The organism is Rhodoferax bucti (genome assembly GCF_005876985.1).
Taxonomy (GTDB): Bacteria; Pseudomonadota; Gammaproteobacteria; order Burkholderiales; family Burkholderiaceae_C; genus Allorhodoferax; species Allorhodoferax bucti.
In genome coordinates this window covers 1190068-1211418 of record NZ_VAHD01000001.1, presented here as the reverse complement: position 1 = coordinate 1211418, position 21351 = coordinate 1190068, and the positions used below count along the sequence as shown (strand labels likewise).

The 21351-nt window shown below is 65.9% G+C and carries 19 protein-coding genes; 8 read left to right on the top strand and 11 right to left on the bottom strand.

The features are described from left to right. Nucleotides 1–41 precede the first annotated feature (41 nt). Nucleotides 42–1841 (top strand): methyl-accepting chemotaxis protein, encoded by a 1800-nt coding sequence (locus FDM28_RS18105; RefSeq protein ID WP_138513911.1) that lies wholly within the window; start codon nucleotides 42–44, stop codon nucleotides 1839–1841. On the opposite strand, the gene gph is transcribed toward FDM28_RS18105, so the two are convergent. The 3 genes from gph to rpe are packed head-to-tail and all read right to left on the bottom strand — an operon-like array spanning nucleotide 1838 to nucleotide 6065. Next, complete coding sequence (gene gph, locus FDM28_RS05820) at nucleotides 1838–2548, bottom strand: phosphoglycolate phosphatase (protein ID WP_138513909.1); 711 nt, start codon at nucleotides 2546–2548, stop codon at nucleotides 1838–1840. The two genes, FDM28_RS18105 and gph, sit on opposite strands and share 4 nt — an antisense overlap. Continuing rightward, entirely contained in the window at nucleotides 2545–5358 is a 2814-nt protein-coding gene (locus tag FDM28_RS05815) for a putative bifunctional diguanylate cyclase/phosphodiesterase (protein ID WP_138513907.1), read from the bottom strand. Before FDM28_RS05815 ends, gph begins: the two co-directional genes overlap by 4 nt. Nucleotides 5359–5387: 29 nt before the next feature. Next, nucleotides 5388–6065, bottom strand: a complete 678-nt coding sequence (gene rpe / locus FDM28_RS05810; RefSeq protein WP_138513904.1) for a ribulose-phosphate 3-epimerase — start codon at nucleotides 6063–6065, stop codon at nucleotides 5388–5390. Between the two features lie 79 nt (nucleotides 6066–6144). On the opposite strand from rpe, the gene apaG reads away from it, so the two are divergent. The 4 genes from apaG to FDM28_RS05790 all read left to right on the top strand — a co-directional run bounded on the left by apaG (nucleotide 6145) and on the right by FDM28_RS05790 (nucleotide 10455). Next, nucleotides 6145–6537 (top strand): Co2+/Mg2+ efflux protein ApaG, encoded by a 393-nt coding sequence (apaG, locus tag FDM28_RS05805; RefSeq protein WP_138513902.1) that lies wholly within the window; start codon nucleotides 6145–6147, stop codon nucleotides 6535–6537. A gap of 10 nt (nucleotides 6538–6547) precedes the next feature. Next, the gene (locus FDM28_RS05800; RefSeq protein ID WP_138513901.1) at nucleotides 6548–8533 is read left to right on the top strand and encodes a site-specific recombinase; all 1986 of its coding nucleotides are present in this window, start codon (nucleotides 6548–6550) and stop codon (nucleotides 8531–8533) included. Then, nucleotides 8530–9543, top strand: coding sequence for a thiamine-phosphate kinase (gene thiL, locus FDM28_RS05795; RefSeq protein ID WP_138514290.1), 1014 nt, complete (start codon nucleotides 8530–8532; stop codon nucleotides 9541–9543). The genes FDM28_RS05800 and thiL overlap by 4 nt, the downstream gene beginning before the upstream one ends. 114 nt (nucleotides 9544–9657) lie before the next feature. Then, entirely contained in the window at nucleotides 9658–10455 is a 798-nt protein-coding gene (locus FDM28_RS05790) for a Crp/Fnr family transcriptional regulator (RefSeq protein ID WP_240791900.1), read from the top strand. A gap of 33 nt (nucleotides 10456–10488) precedes the next feature. Here FDM28_RS05790 and FDM28_RS05785 read toward each other — a convergent pair whose 3' ends face one another. Both FDM28_RS05785 and FDM28_RS17620 read right to left on the bottom strand, forming a co-directional pair. Beyond that, nucleotides 10489–11418 carry an EAL domain-containing protein gene (locus tag FDM28_RS05785; protein WP_170211614.1) on the bottom strand — a complete coding sequence of 310 codons (930 nt, stop codon included), beginning with the start codon at nucleotides 11416–11418 and terminating at the stop codon, nucleotides 10489–10491. Between the two features lie 25 nt (nucleotides 11419–11443). Beyond that, nucleotides 11444–12178 (bottom strand): hypothetical protein, encoded by a 735-nt coding sequence (locus FDM28_RS17620; protein WP_170211611.1) that lies wholly within the window; start codon nucleotides 12176–12178, stop codon nucleotides 11444–11446. A 105-nt stretch (nucleotides 12179–12283) separates the two neighbouring features. On the opposite strand from FDM28_RS17620, the gene FDM28_RS05780 reads away from it, so the two are divergent. Next, complete coding sequence (locus FDM28_RS05780; RefSeq protein ID WP_138513897.1) at nucleotides 12284–12535, top strand: HNH endonuclease; 252 nt, start codon at nucleotides 12284–12286, stop codon at nucleotides 12533–12535. A gap of 5 nt (nucleotides 12536–12540) precedes the next feature. Further along, nucleotides 12541–13038 carry an SRPBCC family protein gene (locus FDM28_RS05775; RefSeq protein WP_138513895.1) on the top strand — a complete coding sequence of 166 codons (498 nt, stop codon included), beginning with the start codon at nucleotides 12541–12543 and terminating at the stop codon, nucleotides 13036–13038. A gap of 29 nt (nucleotides 13039–13067) precedes the next feature. On the opposite strand, the gene FDM28_RS05770 is transcribed toward FDM28_RS05775, so the two are convergent. From FDM28_RS05770 to FDM28_RS05745, 6 genes are all read right to left on the bottom strand, one after another. Then, nucleotides 13068–14270: an ABC transporter permease gene (locus tag FDM28_RS05770; RefSeq protein ID WP_138513893.1), complete on the bottom strand. Its 1203-nt coding sequence runs from the start codon at nucleotides 14268–14270 to the stop codon at nucleotides 13068–13070. Then, nucleotides 14260–14934 (bottom strand): ABC transporter ATP-binding protein, encoded by a 675-nt coding sequence (locus tag FDM28_RS05765; RefSeq protein ID WP_138514286.1) that lies wholly within the window; start codon nucleotides 14932–14934, stop codon nucleotides 14260–14262. The genes FDM28_RS05770 and FDM28_RS05765 overlap by 11 nt, the downstream gene beginning before the upstream one ends. Nucleotides 14935–15026: 92 nt before the next feature. Then, entirely contained in the window at nucleotides 15027–16403 is a 1377-nt protein-coding gene (locus tag FDM28_RS05760; RefSeq protein ID WP_138513891.1) for an efflux RND transporter periplasmic adaptor subunit, read from the bottom strand. A gap of 61 nt (nucleotides 16404–16464) precedes the next feature. Then, nucleotides 16465–17910 carry an efflux transporter outer membrane subunit gene (locus FDM28_RS05755; protein ID WP_138513889.1) on the bottom strand — a complete coding sequence of 482 codons (1446 nt, stop codon included), beginning with the start codon at nucleotides 17908–17910 and terminating at the stop codon, nucleotides 16465–16467. 84 nt (nucleotides 17911–17994) lie between these two features. Next, nucleotides 17995–18714, bottom strand: a complete 720-nt coding sequence (locus tag FDM28_RS05750; protein ID WP_138513887.1) for a helix-turn-helix transcriptional regulator — start codon at nucleotides 18712–18714, stop codon at nucleotides 17995–17997. A gap of 113 nt (nucleotides 18715–18827) precedes the next feature. Further along, nucleotides 18828–19205 (bottom strand): VOC family protein, encoded by a 378-nt coding sequence (locus FDM28_RS05745; RefSeq protein ID WP_138513885.1) that lies wholly within the window; start codon nucleotides 19203–19205, stop codon nucleotides 18828–18830. A 184-nt stretch (nucleotides 19206–19389) separates the two neighbouring features. On the opposite strand from FDM28_RS05745, the gene FDM28_RS18100 reads away from it, so the two are divergent. Next, nucleotides 19390–21339 (top strand): methyl-accepting chemotaxis protein, encoded by a 1950-nt coding sequence (locus tag FDM28_RS18100; RefSeq protein WP_138513883.1) that lies wholly within the window; start codon nucleotides 19390–19392, stop codon nucleotides 21337–21339. The last annotated feature ends 12 nt before the right edge of the window (nucleotides 21340–21351 follow it).

The following is a 21351-nucleotide window of genomic DNA, read 5'->3' as shown; positions in this document are numbered from 1 at the left end:
TTGCATAATTTGGCATTACCCACAGCCCGAGAGACACCCTCATGAAACTCAAGCACCAAATCGTCGCACTCGGGCTGGTCGGCATCGTGGCCTCGGCCTTGGTCGGCGGTATCGGCTTGTTGCAAACCGCGCACCTGGCAGACGCCATTGCCGACTCCGAGCTCATGTCCAACGCGCTGCGCAGCAGCCAGGACGCCGACATGATGCACGACGCCATCCGGGGCGATGTGCTGCTGCTGGTGCAAGGCGCCAGCACCCAGAATGCCGACCAAATGGCCGAAGCCAGCAAAGACCTGCAGACCCATGCCAAAGCCTTTGAAGACGCCATTCGGGAGCTGGAAGATAAGCCACTCCCCCCGGAGGTAAAGGCGCTGCTGCAAACCACCAAGCCCATGGTGACCGACTACATCGCCCACGGCAAAAAGGCCCAGGAGATGGCGGCCAAAGACCTGATTGAAGCCGGCGCCACGATCGACAGCTTTCAGGAGGCCTTCGCCAAGCTGGAAAAACAGATGGGCGCCCAGGCCGATGCGATTGAAAAAAGTGTGGAGGAAACGCGCAAACTCTCGCAGGACAAGGTGCGCAGCTCCAAGATCCAGGTCCTGGTGGCCTGGGTGATTTCCACCCTGCTGCTGGTGGCTGGCGCCATCTTTTTGGCCAAAGAGCTGTCGCACCCCATCGCACACGCTGCCGACATTGCCAACGCACTGGCCGATGGCCATTTGCACACCCGCATCCACCCCGCCGGCAGTGACGAGACGGTGCAGCTGCTCCAGTCCATGGAGCAAATGCAGGCCAGCTTCGGCCGCACGGTGCGCGCGGTGAAATCCAGCGCGGATGCGGTCGCCACCGCCAGCGCCGAAATCGCCCAAGGCAATAACGACCTCTCGGCCCGTACCGAACAACAAGCCAGCGCCCTGGAAGAAACCGCAGCGAGCATGGAAGAACTCGGCTCCACCGTCAAACAAAACGCCGACTCCGCCCGCCAAGCCAACCAACTCGCCATGAATGCCTCAACCGTGGCGATTCAAGGCGGAGAAGTGGTCAGCCAGGTCGTGGAGACCATGAAAGGCATCAACGAGAGCAGCCGCAAGATTGCAGACATCATCAGCGTCATTGATGGAATTGCCTTCCAAACCAACATCCTAGCCCTCAATGCAGCGGTAGAAGCCGCACGGGCGGGTGAACAAGGCAGGGGCTTTGCCGTCGTAGCCTCTGAAGTTCGCTCTCTGGCAGGACGCTCTGCCGAAGCCGCCAAAGAAATCAAAACCCTGATCAACGCCAGCGTGGAGCGGGTAGAGCAGGGCAGCAGTCTGGTAGACAAAGCCGGTGAAACCATGACCGAAGTCGTCAGCAGCATCCGCAGAGTCACCGACATCATGGGAGAAATCAGCGCCGCTAGCTCAGAGCAAAGCGCAGGTGTGTCTCAAGTCGGTGAAGCGGTGACGTCCATGGACCAGACCACGCAGCAGAACGCGGCCTTGGTGGAGGAAATGGCGGCGGCGGCCAGCAGCTTGAAGAGTCAGGCGAATGACTTGGTGCAGGTGGTGGCGGTGTTCAAGCTGGGGGACGAAGGCCACAGCAACCGCCCCCACACCCCGCCGCCGAAAGCCAGCGCCCCCATGGGCAGCGCAGCCGGCAGCACCCAACTCACCACGCCGCTGCCCAAAGCGGCGGTGCGGGCCAACCCACCGAAGCTGACAAACTTTGCCGGGCCAGAGCGCCGCACCACGGCGACCAGCCCCGGCGCAGCGCCGGCTGCAGAGTCCTTTGCCAGTGCGCCCAAAACCAGCAGCCGCGCCACGCCCGCCGGGGGTGACGACGATTGGGAAACCTTTTAAGCGAACTGCAGCTCGGCCAAGCTGTCCACGTAGGCGTCCGCATCCACCGCGCGGATCGGCTCGCCATGGTTGTAGCCATAGCTCACCAGCAACACCGGGCAACCTGCGGCGCGCGCCGCCTGGGCGTCGTTGCTGGAGTCGCCCACCATGAGCGTGCGAGCGGGCTGCACCCCCAGTTGCTCGCAGGCATGCAGCAGCGGCATAGGGTCCGGCTTCTTGCGGGCCACGGCGTCCCCACCCACCACCAGCCCGAAATACGACGCCAAGCCCTTGTCTGCCAGCAGCGCCCGGGCAAAGGTCGTGGGCTTGTTGGTGACACACACCAGGGGCAGCCCGGCGCGGTACCAGGCGTCCAGCCCGGCGACCACACCAGGGTACACCGCTGAAAAGCGGCCATTCACCGCGGGGTAGTGGCGCTGGTAGCTGGCCCAGGCCGATTCGTAAAGCGCTACATTTTCCATAGCTGCTGGCGCAGGCTGGATGTGCGCTAGCACGCTTTTTATCAAGTGTTCAGAGCCTTTGCCCACGCAGCGCTCGACCAGGTCCTTGTCCAGCACATACGAGGCATAAGGCTCGGGCAAATCCCCCAGCATGCGCTGCAAGGCCTGTACAAAATCGCCCAGGGTATCGACCATGGTGCCGTCCAGGTCCACGATGATCGCGTCCCAATCCTGTCGCCGCCAGGGCGTGTGTGTCGTCAAAGTCATGCGGTATCCGTATTGCGTTGCTGTACCCAGGCCACCAGGGCGGCAGCGTCCATAGGCCGGCCGAACCAGTAGCCCTGCCCTTTGGAGCAGCCCATGCCGGCCACCATTTCGGCCTGCTCGCGGGTCTCAATGCCTTCGGCCACGGTGCCCAAATCCAGTGTCTGAGCAACCCGCAGTGTGGCTTCCACCAGCACGCGGTGGTATTGGCTATCGCCCAGCTGGTTGATGAAGGATTTGTCAATCTTGACCGCATGCACCGGCAGCTCGTGCAGGCAGGACAGCGAGGAGTAGCCGGTGCCGAAATCGTCCAGCGCCAAGGCCACCCCCATAGCCCGCAGCGCCTGCAAGGTGCTGTGCACCTGGGCGTCCTGGGCGGCCAGGCTCTCAGTCACTTCCAGCACCAGCTGGTGCGGCTCCATCTGGAAGGTGCGCAGCGCATCGCGCACATCCGCCACCAGCCCCGGCTCACGCAGTTGTGCACGCGACAGGTTGACCGACAAGGTCGGCGGTGCCAAAGGCCCCAGGGTTTGCTGCAGCATCTCAAAGGTGCGGCAAGACTCCAGCAGCACAAACTGCCCGAGTGCCCCGATCACGCCACAGGCCTCGGCCAGCGGAATAAAGTCCACCGGCGACACCGCGCCCCGCACCGGGTGGCGCCAGCGCACCAGCGCCTCCATGCCGGCCAGCGCGTACCCCGGCAAATGCACCAGCGGTTGAAAAACCACATGCATTTCGCCCTGGGCCAGCGCATCGCGCAGGTCGTTTTCGAGCGATACCGAGTCGTTCACCTGCGACCGCATGCCGGGCTCAAACATCACATACCGGGCGCGGCCGGTGCGTTTGGCTTCGTACATGGCAATGTCGGCGTCGCGCAGCACGCTGTCGGCATCGGACTCCACATGGATGCTGCTCACAATGCCGATGCTCACCGTCGAGCTGACCCGGTGCGTCTCCACCAGGTAGGGGGCCGAGAGCACATCGAGCAGGCGGGAGGCCACATGGATCGCATCCAGATCGCCCCGGATGTTGTCAAGCAGCACCACAAACTCATCGCCACCGATGCGGGCGGCCACTTTGTCGAAGTCACCGCCGTGGGCCAGCGCATCGCCGGGGCGCAGGCTGTCTTCCAGGCGGCGGGCGATCTGCCGCAGCAGCGCATCGCCCACGGTGTGGCCCAGAGTGTCGTTGACCTGCTTGAAGCGGTCAAAGTCCATGAACAGCACCGCGAAGTGGTAGCCCGGCTCCACGCTGCGTCGGGCGATGGCTGCGCGGATCATTTCCAGCATCACCGCCCGGTTGGGCAAGGCCGTCAGGTCATCGGTGCGGGCAGCGGTGCGCAGCTGCTGCTCCAGCGTTTTTTGGGCATTCACATCCATCGCCACACCGGCCAAGCGCAGCACCCGCCCCTGCACCGTCCGGTCTGCCGCGCGGCCGGCAAACAAAATCCAGACCCAGCGGCCGGAGTGCTGGCGCAGCCGCACCGAAATGCGGTGCTCCCGAGTTTCATCCCGCAAGTGCTGGCGCATGGAGTCGGTCCAAGCCGGCAGGTCATCCGGGTGCACCAGCTGGGCCCAGGTGGCAGAGCGGGGCGTCAAACTGCCGGTCGGGTAGCCCAGCATGTGCTCCATGCGCTCGTTCCACCCCACGGTGTCCGACACCAGGTCCCAGTGCCAGATACCCAGGCCGGCGCCCGACACGGCCAGCGACAACATCTCCTGCTGGGAGCGCACTTCGGTCAAGTCGGTCGCCACAAATGCCCAGCCCGACATGCTGCCATCCGGCTCGCGGATGGGCTGCATGTCCACCAGCACCCAGCCCAGCTCGGTATTGCGGGTGACCACCCGCACTTCGCGCTTGATGCCCTCGCCCCGCGCCAGGGCCTCGGTGAATTCGGTGAAGTGGGTGGGGTCCGCACTGCGGGCCTTGAGCAAGGTACCGATGCGGCGGCTGCGCGCCATGCGCTGCGAGTAGCCGGTGAGGTCGCTAAACGTCTGGTTCACCCACACCACCCGGTGGGCGCCATCGGTGATGGCAATTGCATTGGAGCTGAGTTCGGCCACCATGGCCAGGCGCTTGAGCCGGTCGGCCTGCTGTGACAGCACACCGTGCTGGCGGCGCACAGCGCGGGCCGTGGGCTCCACCACCGCCAAGGCCAGCAGCAGCGCCAACAACACGATGCCGCCCACAATGCCCCAGATGGCGGTCACCAGGCGCCGGCTGCGCTGCTCCATGTCGGTGTTGAGCGACTGGGTGAGCGCCGCCACGGCCATTTCGGCCCGCTGCAGTGCGGCCTGCAAGTCCAACACCCGCGCCTGCGCCTCGGCCCGCTCGCCGGGCGCCACTGCCAGCAAGGCCTCCAAGCGGGGCCATAGCGCCTCACGGCTGTCGCGCCACTCCTGCAAGCCGCTGAGTGCTGCGACCGATGACAGGGGCGCACGCCCGGCTTGCAGCGTCACCAGCGCATCCAGCCGGGCAGATTCCTGCTGCAAACTGCGGCCCGAGGCCCGCACCACCGCCAGCTGCGCCGGCCCGACTGCGGTGTTCTGCAACTGCTGCACCCGCAGGCCCAGGTGCTGCGCGAGCAGGCGCTGCTCGCTGATGGACTCCAGCACCTCGATATCGAGCTGGCGGTCCTCCTGCCATTGCTGCGACAAAACGCCCCGCAACACCCCCAAAGCCACCAGCAACAGCAGCACCCCGTACATGGCCAGCCGCACCCGCTGGTGCGTGCTGCGCCCATCCATCCAGGTGCCGCTCAGATAGTGCCGGACCCGATCGGTCCAGGGGGCGGGGGTGTCCAAATCGGTCACCGGTGTCAGGGCTTGGGGGTGAAGGTGGCTCAGGCCGCCAGTGCCACGCGCATGGCGTCCACCACCGCCTTGTAGTCCGGCTTGCCGAAGATGGCGCTGCCGGCCACAAAGGTGTCGGCACCCGCATCGGCTACGCGGCGGATGTTGTCGGTCTTGATGCCGCCATCCACCTCCAGGCGGATGTCTTTGCCGCTGGCATCAATGCGCTTGCGCACCGCCTCGATCTTGCGCAGGGCCGAGTCAATAAAGCTCTGTCCGCCAAAACCGGGGTTCACGCTCATGATGAGGATGAGGTCGATGTCGTCAATCACCCAGTCCAGCACATCCAGCGGCTCGGCGGGGTTGAACACCAGGCCGGCCTTCACACCCTTGCTCTTGATAGCCTGCACGCTGCGGTGCACATGGCCCGAGGCATCGGGATGAAAGCTGATGTAGTCCGCACCCGCTTCCGCAAAGCTGGCCGCCAAGGCGTCCACCGGCGAAATCATCAAGTGCACATCAATCGGCACGGCCACGCCTTCGGCGGTCTTGGCATGGGGCTTCAAGGCGCTGCAAATCATGGGGCCGAAGGTCAGGTTGGGCACATAGTGGTTGTCCATCACATCAAAGTGGATCCAGTCCGCACCCGCGGCGATCACGTTTTTCACTTCCTCGCCCAGGCGGGCAAAGTCGGCGGAGAGGATGGAGGGGGCAATGCGGTAGATCATGACAACGACGTCCAGAGGGTGGGGTTTCGGGTTTGTGGGGGTATTTCGAATTGCACATTTTCGCAGGTAGCATTGCCCAATGGCCAAATACGCATTTCTGGTGGAAGTCAAACCCCAATATCTGGCGGACCAGTCCGCACCGGCGGACGATCTGTATGTGTTCGCGTACACCATCACCATTACCAATATCGGCGATGTGACGGCGCAATTGATCTCCCGCACCTGGAATGTGAATGACGCCAACGGCCACACCGAACGCGTCAAAGGCCTGGGCGTGGTAGGCCAGCAACCCCTGCTCAAACCCGGGCAAGCGTTTGAATACACCAGCGGCACCCGCTTGCGCACCCCCACCGGCACCATGCACGGCAGCTTTTTCTGCGTGGCCGAGGACGGTGAAAAGTTTGACACCGACATTCCCATGTTTGTGCTGGACGCCCTGAGCGACGCGGGTGGCCCGCGCACGCTGCACTAACGCGCCCACCATGGCACGCGAAGACATCTCGACCCTGCTGGAGCAATTCGGCGCACATGGCAGCCCGGTAGAGCGGCACATCTGGCTGATCCGCCTGTTCACCTGGATACGCGGCACCGAAGACGCCCCCGAACCCGCCGTGGCCCGTGTGGCCCTGCTGCTGGATATATTGCGCGCCCGCCCTGCCACCACCGAGATCTTGCGCGCCTGGTGGGCCGAGCTGCTGGGCACGGTGGACGGCAGCACCCTGCTGTCGGACTACGGCTTCGGCTCGCGCAACGCGTTTATGAGCGAACTGGTCGAGCGCCTGAACCGCAAACTGCTGCCGGCCACCCCCGAAACCAACGACGCTTCCGAGCTGTTTGCCTTGGTGCTGCACGACCCGCGCGACGCTCGCTGGATTGCCGCCCTGCCCGCTGCCACCCTGGACCAACTGGCCGAGCTGCTGACCCTGCCCGCCCCGGCACACCCCGGCCAGGTGCAAGCTGCGGCCCGGGCAGTGACCGTGTGGCAGTACACGCTACTCAACGCCCTGACCTTTTGCATCAGCCAGATCCGCGCCACCGGCTTCTCGCAGGAAATGCGCCTGCGCATGAGCAGCCCGCTGCGCGACGGCAGCCCGTTTCACACCCTGGCGACCGACCTCGACACGGTGCTGGACACCTGGCTGCAAGGCGCCGACACTTCTGAGGCGGTGCTGCATTTCCGCAGCCAGCTCGACGCCTGCCGGCACGCGGCAGCCACCGTGTACAGCCACCTGGATGCGCATGGCATCTCGGTGGACCTGGTGTTCCGCCTGCGCCAGCTGCGCGAGCGGGTGCTGCGGGTGCGCGCCCTGCTGGACTGCCTGCTGGAAACCGATGGCCACATCGCCACCGCGCGCCTGCTGTCCCACCTGGCCAGCGTGGGCCAGGAGCAGCGCAGCGTGGGCGCCTTGATTGCCTCCAACTCTTCCCTGCTGGCGGCCAAAGTGGCCGAGCGCAGCTCGGAAACCGGCGAGCACTACATCACCCGTAACCATGCGGAATACCGCGCCATGCTGGGCAATGCCGCTGGCGGCGGTGCGCTCACCGCGCTGACCACCGCGATGAAGTTCGGCATCATGGCGCTGGGCTTGTCGGCCTTCTGGTACGGCTTTTGGTCGAGCGTGATGTACGCCGCCAGCTTTGTGCTGATCCAGATGCTGCACTTCACGCTGGCCACCAAGCAGCCCGCCATGACGGCGCCGGCCATGGCCGCCAAGCTCAAAGACATTTCAGACTCCCAGGCCCTGCAGGCCTTTGTGGACGAAGTGACGCACCTGGTGCGCTCGCAGGTGGCGGCCGTCATCGGCAACGTGGTGGTGGTGTTTCCGGCTGCAGCCTTGTTGTCGGTGGCGCTGTTTGGGGTGAGTGGCTCCCCCATGATTTCACCGGAGAAGGCGGACTACGTGCTGCACTCGCTGACTCTGCTGGGCCCCTCGCTGCTGTTTGCGGCATTCACCGGGGTGCTGCTGTTTTCCAGCAGCATCGTGGCGGGCTGGGTGGAAAACTGGTTTGTGCTGCACCGGCTGGACTCGGCCATCCGCTACAACCCGCGCATCACCGCGTGGCTGGGCGCCGCCCGTGCCGACCGCTGGGCCCACTTCATGCGCCACCACATCTCCGGGCTGGCGGCCAACATTTCGCTGGGCTTCATGCTCGGGCTGGTGCCGGCGATTCTGGCCTTCATCGGCCCGGCGCTGGATGTGCGCCACGTCACCCTGTCGGCCGGCCAACTGGGCGCTGCCTGTGCCGCGCTGGGCTGGGAGGTGGTGCGCAACCCGGCCCTGTGGTGGGCTGTGGCGAGCATTCCTTTCATCGGCTTGCTCAATGTGGGCGTGAGCTTTTACCTGGCCTTCCGGGTGGCGCTGCAGGCGCACAACGTGTCGGGCATCGACCGCTCGCGCATCCGCAGCAGCATCTGGCAGCGCCTTCGCCAAGCGCCATTGAGCTTTTTGTGGCCTGCCAGGGAATGAGCGGCGTCGGCGAGTTCGAGCTGATTGCGCGCTACTTCGAGCGCGCCGGCCATCCCTTGCCCACTCAGGTGGTCTTGGGCATTGGCGACGATTGCGCCCTGCTGCAACCCACCCCGGGCATGCAACTCGCCATCAGCAGCGACATGCTGGTGAGCGGCCGGCATTTCTTTGCCGATGTAGACCCCGCCACCCTGGGCCACAAGGCGCTGGCCGTCAACCTCAGCGACCTCGCGGCGTGCGGGGCCACGCCCCTGGGTTTCACGCTCGCCCTCAGCCTGCCCTCGGCAAACCCGGCGTGGTTGCAGGCGTTTTCGCAGGGCTTGTTTGCCCTGGCAGACCGGCACCACTGCCCCTTGGTCGGTGGGGACACCACCCAGGGCCCGCTGAACCTGTGCATCACCGTGTTCGGCGAAACGCCCCCGGGCCAGGCCCTGCTGCGCAGCGGCGCCCGCGCGGGGGACGACCTGTGGGTCAGCGGCACGCTGGGCGATGCCGCCCTGGCGCTGGACGCACTGCTGAGCCACACAGCTTTGCCCCCTGCCACGCTGGCCACCGCCCGCCAGCGGCTGGAGCAGCCCACGCCCCGGGTGGCCCTGGGCCAGGCCCTGCGCGGTATCGCCAGTGCGGCCGCGGATGTCAGCGACGGGCTGCTGGGGGATCTGGGCCACATCCTGAAACGCAGTGGCGTGGGGGCCGAGCTGGATGCATCAACCGCTATGCATTTGATAGCTGCTTGCGCACATTCAGCGAGCGCTAGCGGCCATTTTGATCCTCAAAGCAACTTGGACGCCACAGTGTTGCGCCACGTGCTGAGCGGGGGCGACGATTACGAATTGGTCTTTACCGCGCCTGCCGGGCAACGCGACCAGGTGGTGCAGGCAGGGCATGCCACGGCCACGCCGGTGACGCGCATCGGACGCATCACCACCGGCGCAGGCGTGCGCGTGCTGGCGGCCGATGGCACCCCGCTGCAAGGCGCATGGACCAGCTTTGACCACTTCAAAGCCTGACATTGCGGCGCCCCGCAGCGGCCCAAGCTGTAAAAGTCCGTAAATCAGCAATAGTTCCTTCCCCTCGCGCAGGCTTCCCGCGAAAATAGCCGATCACATTTATTTGGAGTCTGCGTGCAACCGGTGAGCTCTGCGGCCAATGGCTACGTGTACAAACAGCTGCGCAGACTGGGCCTGAGCGACGCCCTTGCTCTCGAGACCGCGCCGCTGGTCAAAGTGCAGGCCCATGACGCGGGCAAGCGCCTCTGGACCAAAGGTGCCGAGGTGGGGCATTGGATGTTCATCATCCAGGGGCTGGTGTCGGCCTCGGTGCCCACCACCAACTCGGAGTCCACCCCCATCTCCATCTACGGCCGGGGTGCGTGGTTCGGGGAGCAGTCCATCATCAACCGCAAACCGAGTTTTGCGGACTATGTGTGCCTTACCGGTACCGAGGTGCTGACCCTGCCCGCCGCCCGCTTTGACCACTTGTTTGTGAACGAGCCCAACTTCGCCCGCTTCGTAGCCAAGCTGATGGCCTGGCGGGTGCAAAAAACTTCCGAAACCCTCACGCTCATGAAACTGGGCAACCCCTGCATGCGGGTGGTCATGGGCCTGGCCCAGTTCGCCGAGGCACTGGCTTACCACTCGGACCGGCCGCCCACCGTAGGGTTCGGCGAAGGGGTAGAGATTCCGATTTCGCAAAACACCCTGGCCTCGCTGTGCGGGGTGTCGCGGACCTTGTTCTCGGAGTATGTGCAGCAACTGGCCCAGCACGGCTGGCTCAAACTGTCTTACGGCAAGCTGGAAATCCTGTCGATCACGGCCTGGCATGCCTTTGCCCGCCGCCAGCGGGAAGACAACCTCAACACCCTGAACGCCAGCATCCAGGACTTGCTGGCCTTGCTGAAGGCCGCCAACACCCCACCCTGAAATCGCCAGGGCCCTACACCCCGGCTTGCCGGCTCAGTGCAGCAGTTGGTAACGGGTGTCCAGCACTGGGGGTTTGGCGGGCTTGCCCGGCACCGTGGCTTGGGGGCCGCGTGCAGGCGTTGCTTCGGGGGTGCGCAGCACCTCGCGGGCACGCAGGTTGAGCGAGCGCACGGGGGCCTCTGCGGGGCTGCCCAAAAAGTAGCCTTGTGCCATATCCACCCCCAGGGCCTGCAGGGCGCGCAGCTCAGCTTCGGTTTCCACCGATTTAGCCACCAGCAAAGCGTTGTGGTTGCGCGTGAGGCGCACCAAGCTGCTGACCACCCGGCCCTGCTCCGCGTCCACGCCGATGTTGTGGGTCCAGCGCGGGGCCATCTTGATCACATTAGGCAGTACCTTGGCCCAGACTTTCATGCTGTTTTCCGAGGCCTTGAAATCGTCCAGGGCAATCGTCACGCCGGCATCCCGCAGGGGACGCAGGGCCTGTATCAGCACCTCCAGCTGGGGCACCCGTGTGTAGCCCGAAATATCCAAGCCCATGCGGCGCGGCGACATGTTGTGCTTGCGCATGAGGTGCAGCAGCATGCCGCTGGCGTCCGACTCCTGCAACTGCACCAGCGTGGCCGCGCTGATGTTCACAAACAAGGTGTCTTTGCCGCTCTGGGCGGTCCATTGCTGCATGGCCAGCTCCAGGCAGGCCAACTCAAAATTCTTCTGGCAGCGCTCTGTCTGGGCGGCTTGAAGCAGCACATCAAAACCGCTCACCTCCAGGCTGCGGGGCGCGCGGATCAGCGCCTCGTGCCCCAGCAGCACGCCGCTGCGCAAGTCCACCAGCGGTTGAAACACCGGCTCCAGGGAACGCTCTGCCAGCAGGCGCATGATGCGGACGCGGGGAGCCTGGCCCTCGCGGCGTGCCCAGGTACGCAGGGCGGATAGGTAATGCTTGAGTTTCGTGGTCTTTTTCATTTTGATTTTCTCCCTCACCGTTCCATCACAGGGCTGAAGGCACGGTGGGTTCGTATTGTGAATCCATATGCCAGCTCGTCCGGCGGCTTGCACGGGGTTCCGGTGGCGGTGCAAGGGCTGCCAATTTGCGTGACAGCGATTTGGCATAAAAGCGCAAGGCGTACTGCAATGCCTGTGCGAATGCCGGCACCAGCACTTGCAAGAAGACCTGCCGCGACGCCTCATCCGGAATGGCGCGCTCCACGGCCTGCATGAGAGCGCCCGCGAAATTGGCGGCGCTGAAGGGGTTGTGCGTTGCCTTGTGAAAACGCAGGCACTCGATCTGCAAACCCACCATCACCTCCAGCTCCGCCGCGCACACGCTTTCCAGCACATTCACGATGCGGCCAGTGCCCACTTTGCGGATCAGCTCGGCATCGGTGGAGAGCTGCAACTCCCCGTCCACCCGCCCCTCGCCCGGCGAGCGGGTGCGCGGTGCCGCATCACTGCGCACCATGCTCAGTGAGGACAGCATGCGGCGCTGCAAGGCCTGGTGAAATTCGTGCGAAAACAGCGGCGCCAACTCCATCAGCCGCAAGCGGCTGGCCTTGTCAAACAGCAAGTCCGACGGAACGTGGTAGCCCTGCCAGGACGCCCCCCGGCTCAGGTAGCTTTCTTGCGACTTGGTGGCATCCCAGGTGATGGACAGCGCATTTCCCATCAGGCTCTGGGCATCGGCCAGTACCTCTAAGGTCATGGCAAGTACAGGGTTTTGAATCATGGGAAGCCCTCCGGGCAGGTGAGTGGGAGCGATTACAAATCCCACGCCAGACACTGGCAAACTCAACCGTCCACCGCTGAACAATTCCGCCGCTACCGCCCCTGTATGAGCCGCCTCGCCCTCACCCGCACCAAGATTTACCACACCGTGGCCCGCCAACTGCATGGGCAAGTTCCCTGCTGGGTCTGCGGCCAGCATGTGGCGCCAGAAGATGCCACGCTGGAACACATCCGCCCCCAAAGCGAGGGCGGCAGCAGCCACCTGGAGAATCTGGCCATCAGCCATGGCGTGTGCAACCGGGGGCGTCACCAGCCCGGCCATCCGTCGCACAATGCGTCGTCGCCCACTCCGGAGTAGTCGCCATGCACGCACCGTTCACCATTTCACGTTTCCTGAAAGCGCCCCGCAGCCTCGTGTGGGAGGTGTATTCCAGCCCGGAGCACCTGCAACATTGGCTGGGCCCCAAAGGCAGCACAGTGACGCACAGCGCGCTGGACTTCCGGGTGGGCGGCACCTACCACTACGCCATGCAAATCGAAGGCGGCCCGGCGCTGTGGGGCAAGTGGCAACTGCAGGAAATCGTGCCGCCGGAGAAGCTGGTGTTGATTCAGTGCTTTTCAGACCCCGCAGGGGGCAGCACACGCAACCCGTGGGCTGCTGGCTGGCCCCTGTACACCCACTCGACCACCACCCTGAGCGAGCAGGACGGCGGCACGCTGCTGAGCCTGGTGTGGGCGCCCCATGAAGCCACGGCGGAGGAACAAGCTCTGTTTGCGTCCAGCCACGCCAGCATGACGCAGGGCTGGAGCGGCAACTTCGATGTGCTGGAAGACTACCTGTCCCTTTTGCAAACCCGCTAGTCGGGCCTGCGCCGGAGGGCGGTGCACCGTCACTCATGGCGCAGCGCATCAATCGGGTCCATACGTGCCGCGCGCCGTGCCGGAAAGTAGCCGAACACCACCCCGATGCCGGACGAAAACACCAGCGAAAGCAGGTTGATGCCGGGGTTGAACACATAAGGCACCTGCATCACCTGCGCCAGGCCGATGGATGCCACCGTGGCCAGCACGATGCCCACCACCCCGCCCAGCGCGGCCAAGACCACCGCCTCCATCAAAAACTGCAGCAGCACCTCGCGCTCCAGTGCGCCAATGGCCAGGCGCAGGCCGATTTCACGGGTGCGCTCGGTCACACTGACCAGCATGATGTTCATGATGCCGATGCCGCCCACCAGCAGGCTCACCGCCGCCACCGCGCCCAAGAGCATGGTCATGACCTGCGTGGTGCCGGAGAGCGCCTCGGCGAGTTGCTGGGTGTCGAGCACGTTGAAGTTGTCGTCATCCCCATCGGCCAGCTTGCGCCGCTCGCGCAGCAGCTGGGTGATGGCGGCCTTGACGCGGCTGCTGTCGCTGCCGTCCTGCATGGACACCAAGAGCGTGCTCACATGCAAGTTGCCAGTCACCCGGCGTTGCAGGGTGTGCAGGGGCACCATGACTACATCGTCCTGGTCATTGCCCATGGCGGCCTGGCCTTTGGACGCCAGAATGCCCACCACTTCGCACGAAAACTGTTTCACCCGCACCTGCGCCCCCAGCGCCGGTTGGCTGCCAAACAGCTCGCGCCGCACCGTCTCGCCGATGATGCAGACCGCCGAGCCGGCCTGTTGCTCCTCGTCGCTGTAGCGCCTGCCCTGGGCCAGCGTCCAGTTGCTCACGTCCAGCCAGGCGCTGGTGCTGCCGGTCACACTCGTCGTCCAGTTGCGGCCGTTAGCCACCACCGTGACGCCCGAGCGGGCCTCGGGCGCGACTGCCTGGATGCCACCAATCTGGGTGGCAATGGCTTGCGCATCACTCTCCTTGAAAGCTGGCCCTCCGCTACCACCAGGGCCTTGGCGTTGGCCGGGGCGCACCATCAGCAGGTTGCTGCCCAGGCTGGATATCTGGTTTTTCACCGCCAACGTGGCGCCCTGCCCCAGCGTCACCATGGTGATGACGGCACTCACCCCGATCACGATGCCCAGGATGGTCAAAAACGAGCGCAGCAGGTTGCGGCGGATAGAGCGCAGCGCCAGCAGCAAGGTACTAAGCAGCATGGGCCACCTCCGCCACAGGGTGCGGGTTGCGCACATCCGAAGCCACCACGCCATCCACAAATCGCACCATGCGCTTGGCGTAGGCAGCCATGTCGGGCTCGTGGGTGACCATGAGCACGGTGATGCCGCGGTCCACATTCAGGCGCCAGAGCAGCTCCATGATTTCATGGCTGCGCTGGGTGTCCAAGTTACCCGTGGGCTCATCGGCCAGCAACACGGCCGGCTCGGTGACGATGGCACGCGCAATGGCCACACGCTGCTGCTGGCCGCCTGAGAGTTCGGCCGGCGTATGGTGCTCCCACCCCGCCAGCCCCACCGAGGCCAGGGCACGGGCGGCCGCCGCTCTGCGCGCTGCAGGCGACTCACCGCGGTACAGCAGGGGCAGCTCCACGTTTTCTTGCGCCGAGGTGCGCGCCAGCAAGTTGAAGCCCTGGAACACAAACCCCAGGTAGCGGCGCCGCAGTCGCGCCCGCTGGTCGCGGCTCAGGCTTTGCACCTCTACACCCTGAAACAGGTAGCGGCCGCTGCTGGGCGTGTCCAGGCAACCCAAGGTGTTCATGGCGGTGGACTTGCCTGAGCCACTGGGCCCCATGATGGCCACAAAGTCCCCCGCCTCAATATCCAGATCCACCCCCTTGAGAGCCTGAAACCGGGTGGCACCCATGCCGTAGTCGCGGGTGATGCCACGCAGGCGGATCAGGGGCACCTGGCTGTCGGGCAGCAGCACCGCGCCTGCAGTTTGCGAAGTGGCTGCGCTCACGGGACAGCTCCTGCGGTGCGCTGGTCGGTAATCACTTTGTCGCCCACCTTCACATCCCCGCTCACCACCTCGGTCATGCGGCCGTCCGAAATGCCGGGCGTGACAGACACAGCCACCGCCACGCCGTCCCGCAGTACCCACACCTGCCGTGTGCCGGAGCTGGCGCCCGCAGTTTTGCGTGCAGCACCGCCGGGCATGCGGGGAATCAGGCTGGAGACAATGCCGCCGCTGCTCTTGCCCGCCGCCGCATTGGTGGCAGGGCTGAAGCGCAAGGCGGTGTTGGGCACCAGCAGGGCATCGCTGCGCTCGGTGGCGGCGATGGTGGCAGAGGCGGTCATGCCGGGGCGCAGGCTCTGGTCCGCGTTGTCTACCTCTAGGTAGGTGATGTAGGTCACCACGTTGTCAGTGGTGGTGGAGCCGAAGGCCACCCGGGTGACTTTGGCCGGGTACTTGCGCGCGGGGTAGGCGCTGACGGTGAAGCTGGCTTTCTGCGCCACCTGCACCGCGCCCACATCGGCCTCGTCCACATTCACTTGCAGGCGCAGCTTGCTCAGGTCTTCCGCCACGGTGAACAAGGTCACGGCCTGCAAAGACGCCGCCACCGCATTGCCGGGGTCCACCGTGCGGGTCAGCACCACGCCGTCGATGGGTGAGCGGATGGAGGCTTTGGACAAGTTGGTTTCATCGGTAGACGCCGCCGCTGTGGCATCGGCCACCGTGGCCTGGGCGCTGAGCTCGGCAGACTTGGCGGTCTCCCAGGTGGCGCGGGCCGTGTCCAGCTCAGTGCGGGCCGGCACTTTGCCGCCCGAGAGGCGGGACACTTCTTCCAGCCGGTCCAGGCTGGTGCGGGCCTCGCGGGTGGCCACCTGCGCTTGCGCCAGCTTGGCCTGGGCAGAGGCCAGCGTAGCGCGCGAGCGCTTCACCAAGTCGCCCAGCTTGGCCGTGTCCAGCTCCACCAGCACCTGGCCTTTTTTGACGCGGTCGTTCACATCCACCAGCACCCGGGCCACGGTGCCGGACAGCTCGCTGCCGATGCTCACCGAGCGCGTGGGCTGCAAGGTGCCATTGGCAATCACCGACAAGGCAATCGGCCCACGGGCCACCGTCTCGGTCACATACGCGGGCGCCTGTGCGGCCTGGGTGCGCTGGCTCCACAGGGTGTAGCCGCCGGCAGATGCCAGCACCAACAGGGCCGCACCCCACAGCCACGGGCGGCGCCACCAAACGCGGGCCTGCGGCTCGTTGATGAGGGCGAGCACATCGTCTTTTTTCAAGGCGGATGCCGCCACGGGGGCAGCGGCCGTAGTGCTTGCTGCAGCTGCAGCTGCGGGTGGCGCTGGCGTGGGAGGGAGGAGGTCTTCAATCAGGTTCATAAAACGGTCTGCGGTAAGAGGCACATGGGGGCGCGGGCTGAGTGGGAAGCTGCGTGGTGGGCTAGGACCAGCCACCGCCCAGTGCCTTGTAGAGGCGTACGTGGTCGGCGCTGACGCTCGCCCGGGCAGATGCCACGCTGTCCTGGGTGGTGAGCAGGGTGCGCTGGGTGGTGAGCACGGTCTGGAAGTCGATCAGCCCGCTTTGGTAGCGCTGGCTGGCTAGCGTGGCGGCGGCCTGGGCCGAATCTGCCGCCGCCTGCAGCTGCTGCAGGCGCAGCCGGTCGCCTTGCAGGGTGGCGAGCGCGTCCTCTACCTCTTTCAGGGCGGTGAGGACGGTGGCGCGGTAGCTGGCGTAGCTTTGTGCCAGGGCGGCCTCTTGGGCACGCACCGTTGCGCGGGCGGCACCGCCATCCAGCAGCGGCGCAGACACACTGGCCAGCAGACTGCTGACGAGCGAGGCCCCATCGGTGAGCGCGCCCAGGGTGAGAGACTGCAGCCCCAAGGTGCCCCCCAGGCTGAAGCCGGGGTAGCGCGCAGCCTCGGCCTGCGACACGCGGGCGCGGGCGGCGGCCACCTGGTATTCGGCCGCCCGCACATCGGGCCGCTGGCGCAGGGTGTCCGCTGGCAGGCTGAGCGTCAGCGCCTCTTGGGGCAGCGGCACCGGCTGCACAGTGGCCAGCGCGTTGGTCAAGGCGTCCGGCGTCTGGCCGGTGAGCACCGCCATGCTGTGCACCATGGTGCTGATGGTGGTCTGCAAGGCCGGAATCTGGGCGGCGGTTTGCGCAACCGCCGTAGCGGCTTGCTCGACCTCCACCTCCGTGGTCAGCCCGGCTTGTGCGCGCCAACGCACGATCTGGGCAGTCTCCGTCTGGCTTTGCAAATTGCGCTCGGCAATGGCGAGCTGGGCCTGGTAGCCGCGCAGCTGGATGTAGGCCACCGCCACTTCAGCTGCCACCGACACCTGCACATGGCCCAAAGTGGTGAGTGCGGCGTCCGCATCGGCCTGCGTGGCATCGACCGCCGCGCGCTTGCCGCCAAAAATGTCGGGCTCCCAACTGGCATCAAAACCGGCCGCAAAACGGTTGCTTGCGGTGGCGCTGCTGCCGGTGCCCGCCGTGCTGCGCTGGGCCGATGCGGTGGCCGACACGGTGGGTCCCAACGCCGCTTGCTGGCCGTCCCGCAGCGCACGGGATTGCTGCAGGGCAGCGAGGGCCGCGCTGACATCGGTATTCGCATCCAAGGCCCGCAGCACCAGAGCGCTGAGCTGGGGGTCGTTGAACCGGCCCCACCACGCCGCCAGCTGGGTGGCATTGCCTGGGGCAGCGGACTGTTGCGACCAGCGCTCGGGCGCAACCAGCGGGGCGGATGCCGGGGACGTGGCGCTAGCGGTAGTGGTGGTGGCGATAGAGGCCTGGGTGCCAATGCTGGCGCAGCCCCCGAGCGACACCAGTGCGCAAACGAGGAGGCTATGCCGCCAGGCAGGGTAATAAAAGAGAGCAGATTTCAAGTCACACCCGGTGCAATCAAAGTTGCCCTGATGGTGACGGCTGCGCTTGAAATGTCTGTGCGCCGGAGGTGAAGCTTTGTAAAGCTAGCTGTCTTGTGTCAACCGCGCGGGCACCCCGGGCGGTGCGGCGGCGCGCAGGTAGTCGGCCAGGGTGCGGCCGGGCTCGTCGTCAAAACGGCCCTCCGGGCCCGCCACCGCGTGCGCCTGCTGGATGCGGTCGAGCCGGAAGCTGCGGAAGTCGTGTCGGGTTTCGCACCAGGCCGCCAAGGTCCAGACAGCGCCCCAGTAAAAACAGCCCAGCGGCCGCAGGATCCGCTGGCTGGTGCACCCTTGGGCGTCCAGGTAATGCACCATGACTTTGCGCTGGGCCTGGGCGGCTTCACGCAGCAGTTGCAGCGTGGCCTGCACCTCGGGCGCCAGCCCCACCGGCGGCGCATACAGCGCCAGGCTTTGGGCGGCGGTGCGCGCAGCGGGTGGCAGCACCGACAAAATTTTGCCCAGCGCCACCTGGCTGCTGCGGGCCAGCGCCGGGTCTTGCCAAACTTGGGCCATGCGCACCGAGGCGACCAGCGCCTGGGCCTCGTCGGCGGTGAACATCAGCGGCGGCAACTCAAAGCCCCGCCCCAGGCGGTAGCCCACGCCGGCCTCGCCCTCAATGGGCACGCCCTGGTGCTGCAGGTCGGCCACGTCGCGGTACACCGTGCGCTCCGACACCTCCAGCCGCTCTGCCAGAAACGCCGCCGTGGTGAGGCGGCGCCCGCGGATGAGCTGGACGATTTGGAACAAGCGGTCGGCACGGCGCATGGTAATTGGGGGTGTTTTAGGCCTCTAGCGCCCATGATACATGCGCAAGCCGCTATCAAAAGTGAAGCATTTACTCTGCCAGAGTACCGACCCGGTGCGCCCTGTTGCGACCGTCAGTCCAGCGCGTGCAGGCCGACGCGGTTGCCATCCAGATCAGTGATGTGGGCAAAGTAGCCCATGCCCGGCGGCAGCGCCGTGCGCGGCAAGACCACCGCCCCACCCTGGGCCAGTACCCGCGTCAGGGCAGCGTCCAGCGAGGGCGAGGCATCCAGGTACACCAGCGTGCCGCCGCTGGACACGGCCGGCGCAGTGGGGCCCTGCATCAGGGCGCCGCCGGTGCCATTGGCCCCGGCGTCATACGCAAACACGGCGCCCAAGCTGGGGCCCATGGCTTCGCGGCGCATGGGGCGGGCGAGCACGGCTTGATAAAAGGCCTGGGCGGCGTCGAGGCGGGTGGTGGGGATTTCGAACCAGCTGATGGCGTTGTGCATACCGGGTGCTCCTGGGAGTGTTGAAGAAGCCCGCATGGTGCGCACCCCCTGCTGACAACGGGGTGTCAGGAGCCTCTTCGGCAGCATCAGAAAAACATTTCTACGTATTTACACCTAAGTAAAATTTTTTCCACTCGCACTATAGTCACCCCTCCCTTTCCATGCCGCCACCGGCCGACCCACCATGCGCTCACGCCTGCCCCTGACCCCTTCTGTCGCCCGCCGGTTGGCATTGCTGGCGCTGGCGGGTTTGACCCTGGTGCTGCTGGCCGTGGCCGCCGCCATGGGCGTGCTGGAGTACCGCAGCACGCGTGCCCTGGTCATCAACGGGGTGGCCGAACAGGTGCAAAGCATGGTGGCCGTGGCCGACACCGCCGACCAGATCAACCGGGGCCTGGTGCTGCGCGCCTACGCCAGCTTCCGCCGCAACTTGGACCGCGAGCTCAAGGTGAACGTGGCCACCGGCGAAATGCAGAGCGGAGGCAGCGCCCTGAACGACGACTTCATTGCTGTGGACCGCTTCACCAAAGAAACCGGGGGCGTGGCCATGGTGTTCGCGCGCAAGGGCGAGGCCATGGTGTGCATCTCCAGCTCCACCCGCACCGATGCGGGCCAGCGCTCGCTGGACATCGCCTTTGACGCCAAACACCCCGCCTACAACGACGTGATGGCGGGCCAGCCCTTCACCGGCTATACCCGCCTGTTCGGCAAGTCCTACCTGGCCCGGTACGAGCCCGTCAAAGCCGAAGACGGCCAGGTGGTCGGCGTGCTGGCGATTGGCAACGACGTGTCGCTGCAGGAGTTTGTGCTGGAACAGCAAGTTTCGAAAGTGCAGATTTTTGACACCGGCGGCATGTACTACCTGGACGCCAGCGGCACCCCGGCGGACTACCGCTTCCTCGTCCACCCCACGGCCAAAGGCCAGGGCGTGCTGGCCACGGCACCGCAGGCGGCCGGCTTTCTGGACGCCCTGGCCCAGGCGGAAGACGGCTATGTAGCCGCCGCCACGCCCTTGCTGGGCGACACCGAAGGCGCCCGCTGGGCCGTGATGCGCAAGACCCGCTCGGGCAACGGCTGGCTGGTGGCCGAAGTGTCGGAAGCCGAGTCCATGCGCGTCTTCTGGCGCAACATCGGCATCGTGGGCGGCCTGCTGGGAGCCACCGCCTTGCTGCTGGGCGGCGGGCTGTTTTATCTGGTGCGCAGCACCGTGAGCGCGCCGCTGGGGGAGCTGACCGCCGCCGTCACGCTGGTGGCCCAGGGCGACCTGACCCAGGCATTTGCCACCGCACGCAGCGATGAAATCGGCACCCTGGTGCGCAGCGTGGAGCACCTGCGCCAGAGCTACCAGCAGGCCCTGGAAAAAGTGCGCGCAGCGGCCGAGAGCATCCGCATCGCCAGCATGGAAATCGCCACCGGCAACCAGGACCTGAGCAACCGCACCGAGCACACCGCCAGCAATCTGCAAAGCACCGCCGCCAGCATGGCCCAGCTCATGGACACGGTGCAGCGCTCTGAGAATGCCGCCCGCCAGGCCAACGGACTGGCCGCCTCGGCCGAGCAGGTGGCCCACCGGGGCGGTACGGTAGTGAGCGAGGTGGTGACCACCATGGGCGAGATCACCCAAAGCTCCCGCAAGATTGCCGACATCACCGGCGTGATCGACAGCATTGCCTTCCAGACCAACATCCTCGCGCTCAACGCCGCGGTCGAAGCCGCCCGTGCCGGCGAGCAGGGCCGGGGCTTTGCGGTGGTGGCCGCCGAGGTGCGCAGCCTGGCCCACCGCAGCGCCGAAGCCGCCAAAGAGATCAAACAGCTGATCGATGCATCAGTAGACCGGGTGGGCTCGGGGGCCCGCCAGGTGCAGGCTGCGGGCGACACCATGCTGGAGATCGTGCACTCGGTGCAGCGGGTCAACCAGATCATGGGCGAGATGGCCAGCACCGCAGCCGCCCAATCAACCGACATCGCCCGCGTCAACACCGCCGTGGTGGAGCTGGACCAGCTCACCCAGCAAAACGCGGCACTGGTGGAGCAATCTGCCGCCGCCTCCGAGAGCCTGCGCGACCAGGCCGACACGCTGGCGCAGGCGGTGGTGGCCTTCAAGCTGCAATCCACACCGGCCCTGCCCCGCTGACCCTTGACCCCG

Excerpts from the sequence above, each read along its gene's own strand:
- FDM28_RS18105 (WP_138513911.1), top strand. The coding sequence starts at position 42 with ATGAAACTCAAGCACCAAATCGTCGCACTCGGGCTGGTCGGCATCGTG.
- thiL (WP_138514290.1), top strand. The coding sequence starts at position 8,530 with ATGAGCGGCGTCGGCGAGTTCGAGCTGATTGCGCGCTACTTCGAGCGC.
- FDM28_RS05775 (WP_138513895.1), top strand. The coding sequence starts at position 12,541 with ATGCACGCACCGTTCACCATTTCACGTTTCCTGAAAGCGCCCCGCAGC.
- FDM28_RS05785 (WP_170211614.1), bottom strand. The coding sequence starts at position 11,418 with ATGAAAAAGACCACGAAACTCAAGCATTACCTATCCGCCCTGCGTACC.
- FDM28_RS05745 (WP_138513885.1), bottom strand. The coding sequence starts at position 19,205 with ATGCACAACGCCATCAGCTGGTTCGAAATCCCCACCACCCGCCTCGAC.
- rpe (WP_138513904.1), bottom strand. The coding sequence starts at position 6,065 with ATGATCTACCGCATTGCCCCCTCCATCCTCTCCGCCGACTTTGCCCGC.
- FDM28_RS05780 (WP_138513897.1), top strand. The coding sequence starts at position 12,284 with ATGAGCCGCCTCGCCCTCACCCGCACCAAGATTTACCACACCGTGGCC.
- FDM28_RS17620 (WP_170211611.1), bottom strand. The coding sequence starts at position 12,178 with ATGATTCAAAACCCTGTACTTGCCATGACCTTAGAGGTACTGGCCGAT.
- FDM28_RS05765 (WP_138514286.1), bottom strand. The coding sequence starts at position 14,934 with ATGGGTGCCACCCGGTTTCAGGCTCTCAAGGGGGTGGATCTGGATATT.
- apaG (WP_138513902.1), top strand. The coding sequence starts at position 6,145 with ATGGCCAAATACGCATTTCTGGTGGAAGTCAAACCCCAATATCTGGCG.
- FDM28_RS05800 (WP_138513901.1), top strand. The coding sequence starts at position 6,548 with ATGGCACGCGAAGACATCTCGACCCTGCTGGAGCAATTCGGCGCACAT.
- FDM28_RS05750 (WP_138513887.1), bottom strand. The coding sequence starts at position 18,714 with ATGCGCCGTGCCGACCGCTTGTTCCAAATCGTCCAGCTCATCCGCGGG.
- gph (WP_138513909.1), bottom strand. The coding sequence starts at position 2,548 with ATGACTTTGACGACACACACGCCCTGGCGGCGACAGGATTGGGACGCG.
- FDM28_RS05770 (WP_138513893.1), bottom strand. The coding sequence starts at position 14,270 with ATGCTGCTTAGTACCTTGCTGCTGGCGCTGCGCTCTATCCGCCGCAAC.
- FDM28_RS05760 (WP_138513891.1), bottom strand. The coding sequence starts at position 16,403 with ATGAACCTGATTGAAGACCTCCTCCCTCCCACGCCAGCGCCACCCGCA.
- FDM28_RS18100 (WP_138513883.1), top strand. The coding sequence starts at position 19,390 with ATGCGCTCACGCCTGCCCCTGACCCCTTCTGTCGCCCGCCGGTTGGCA.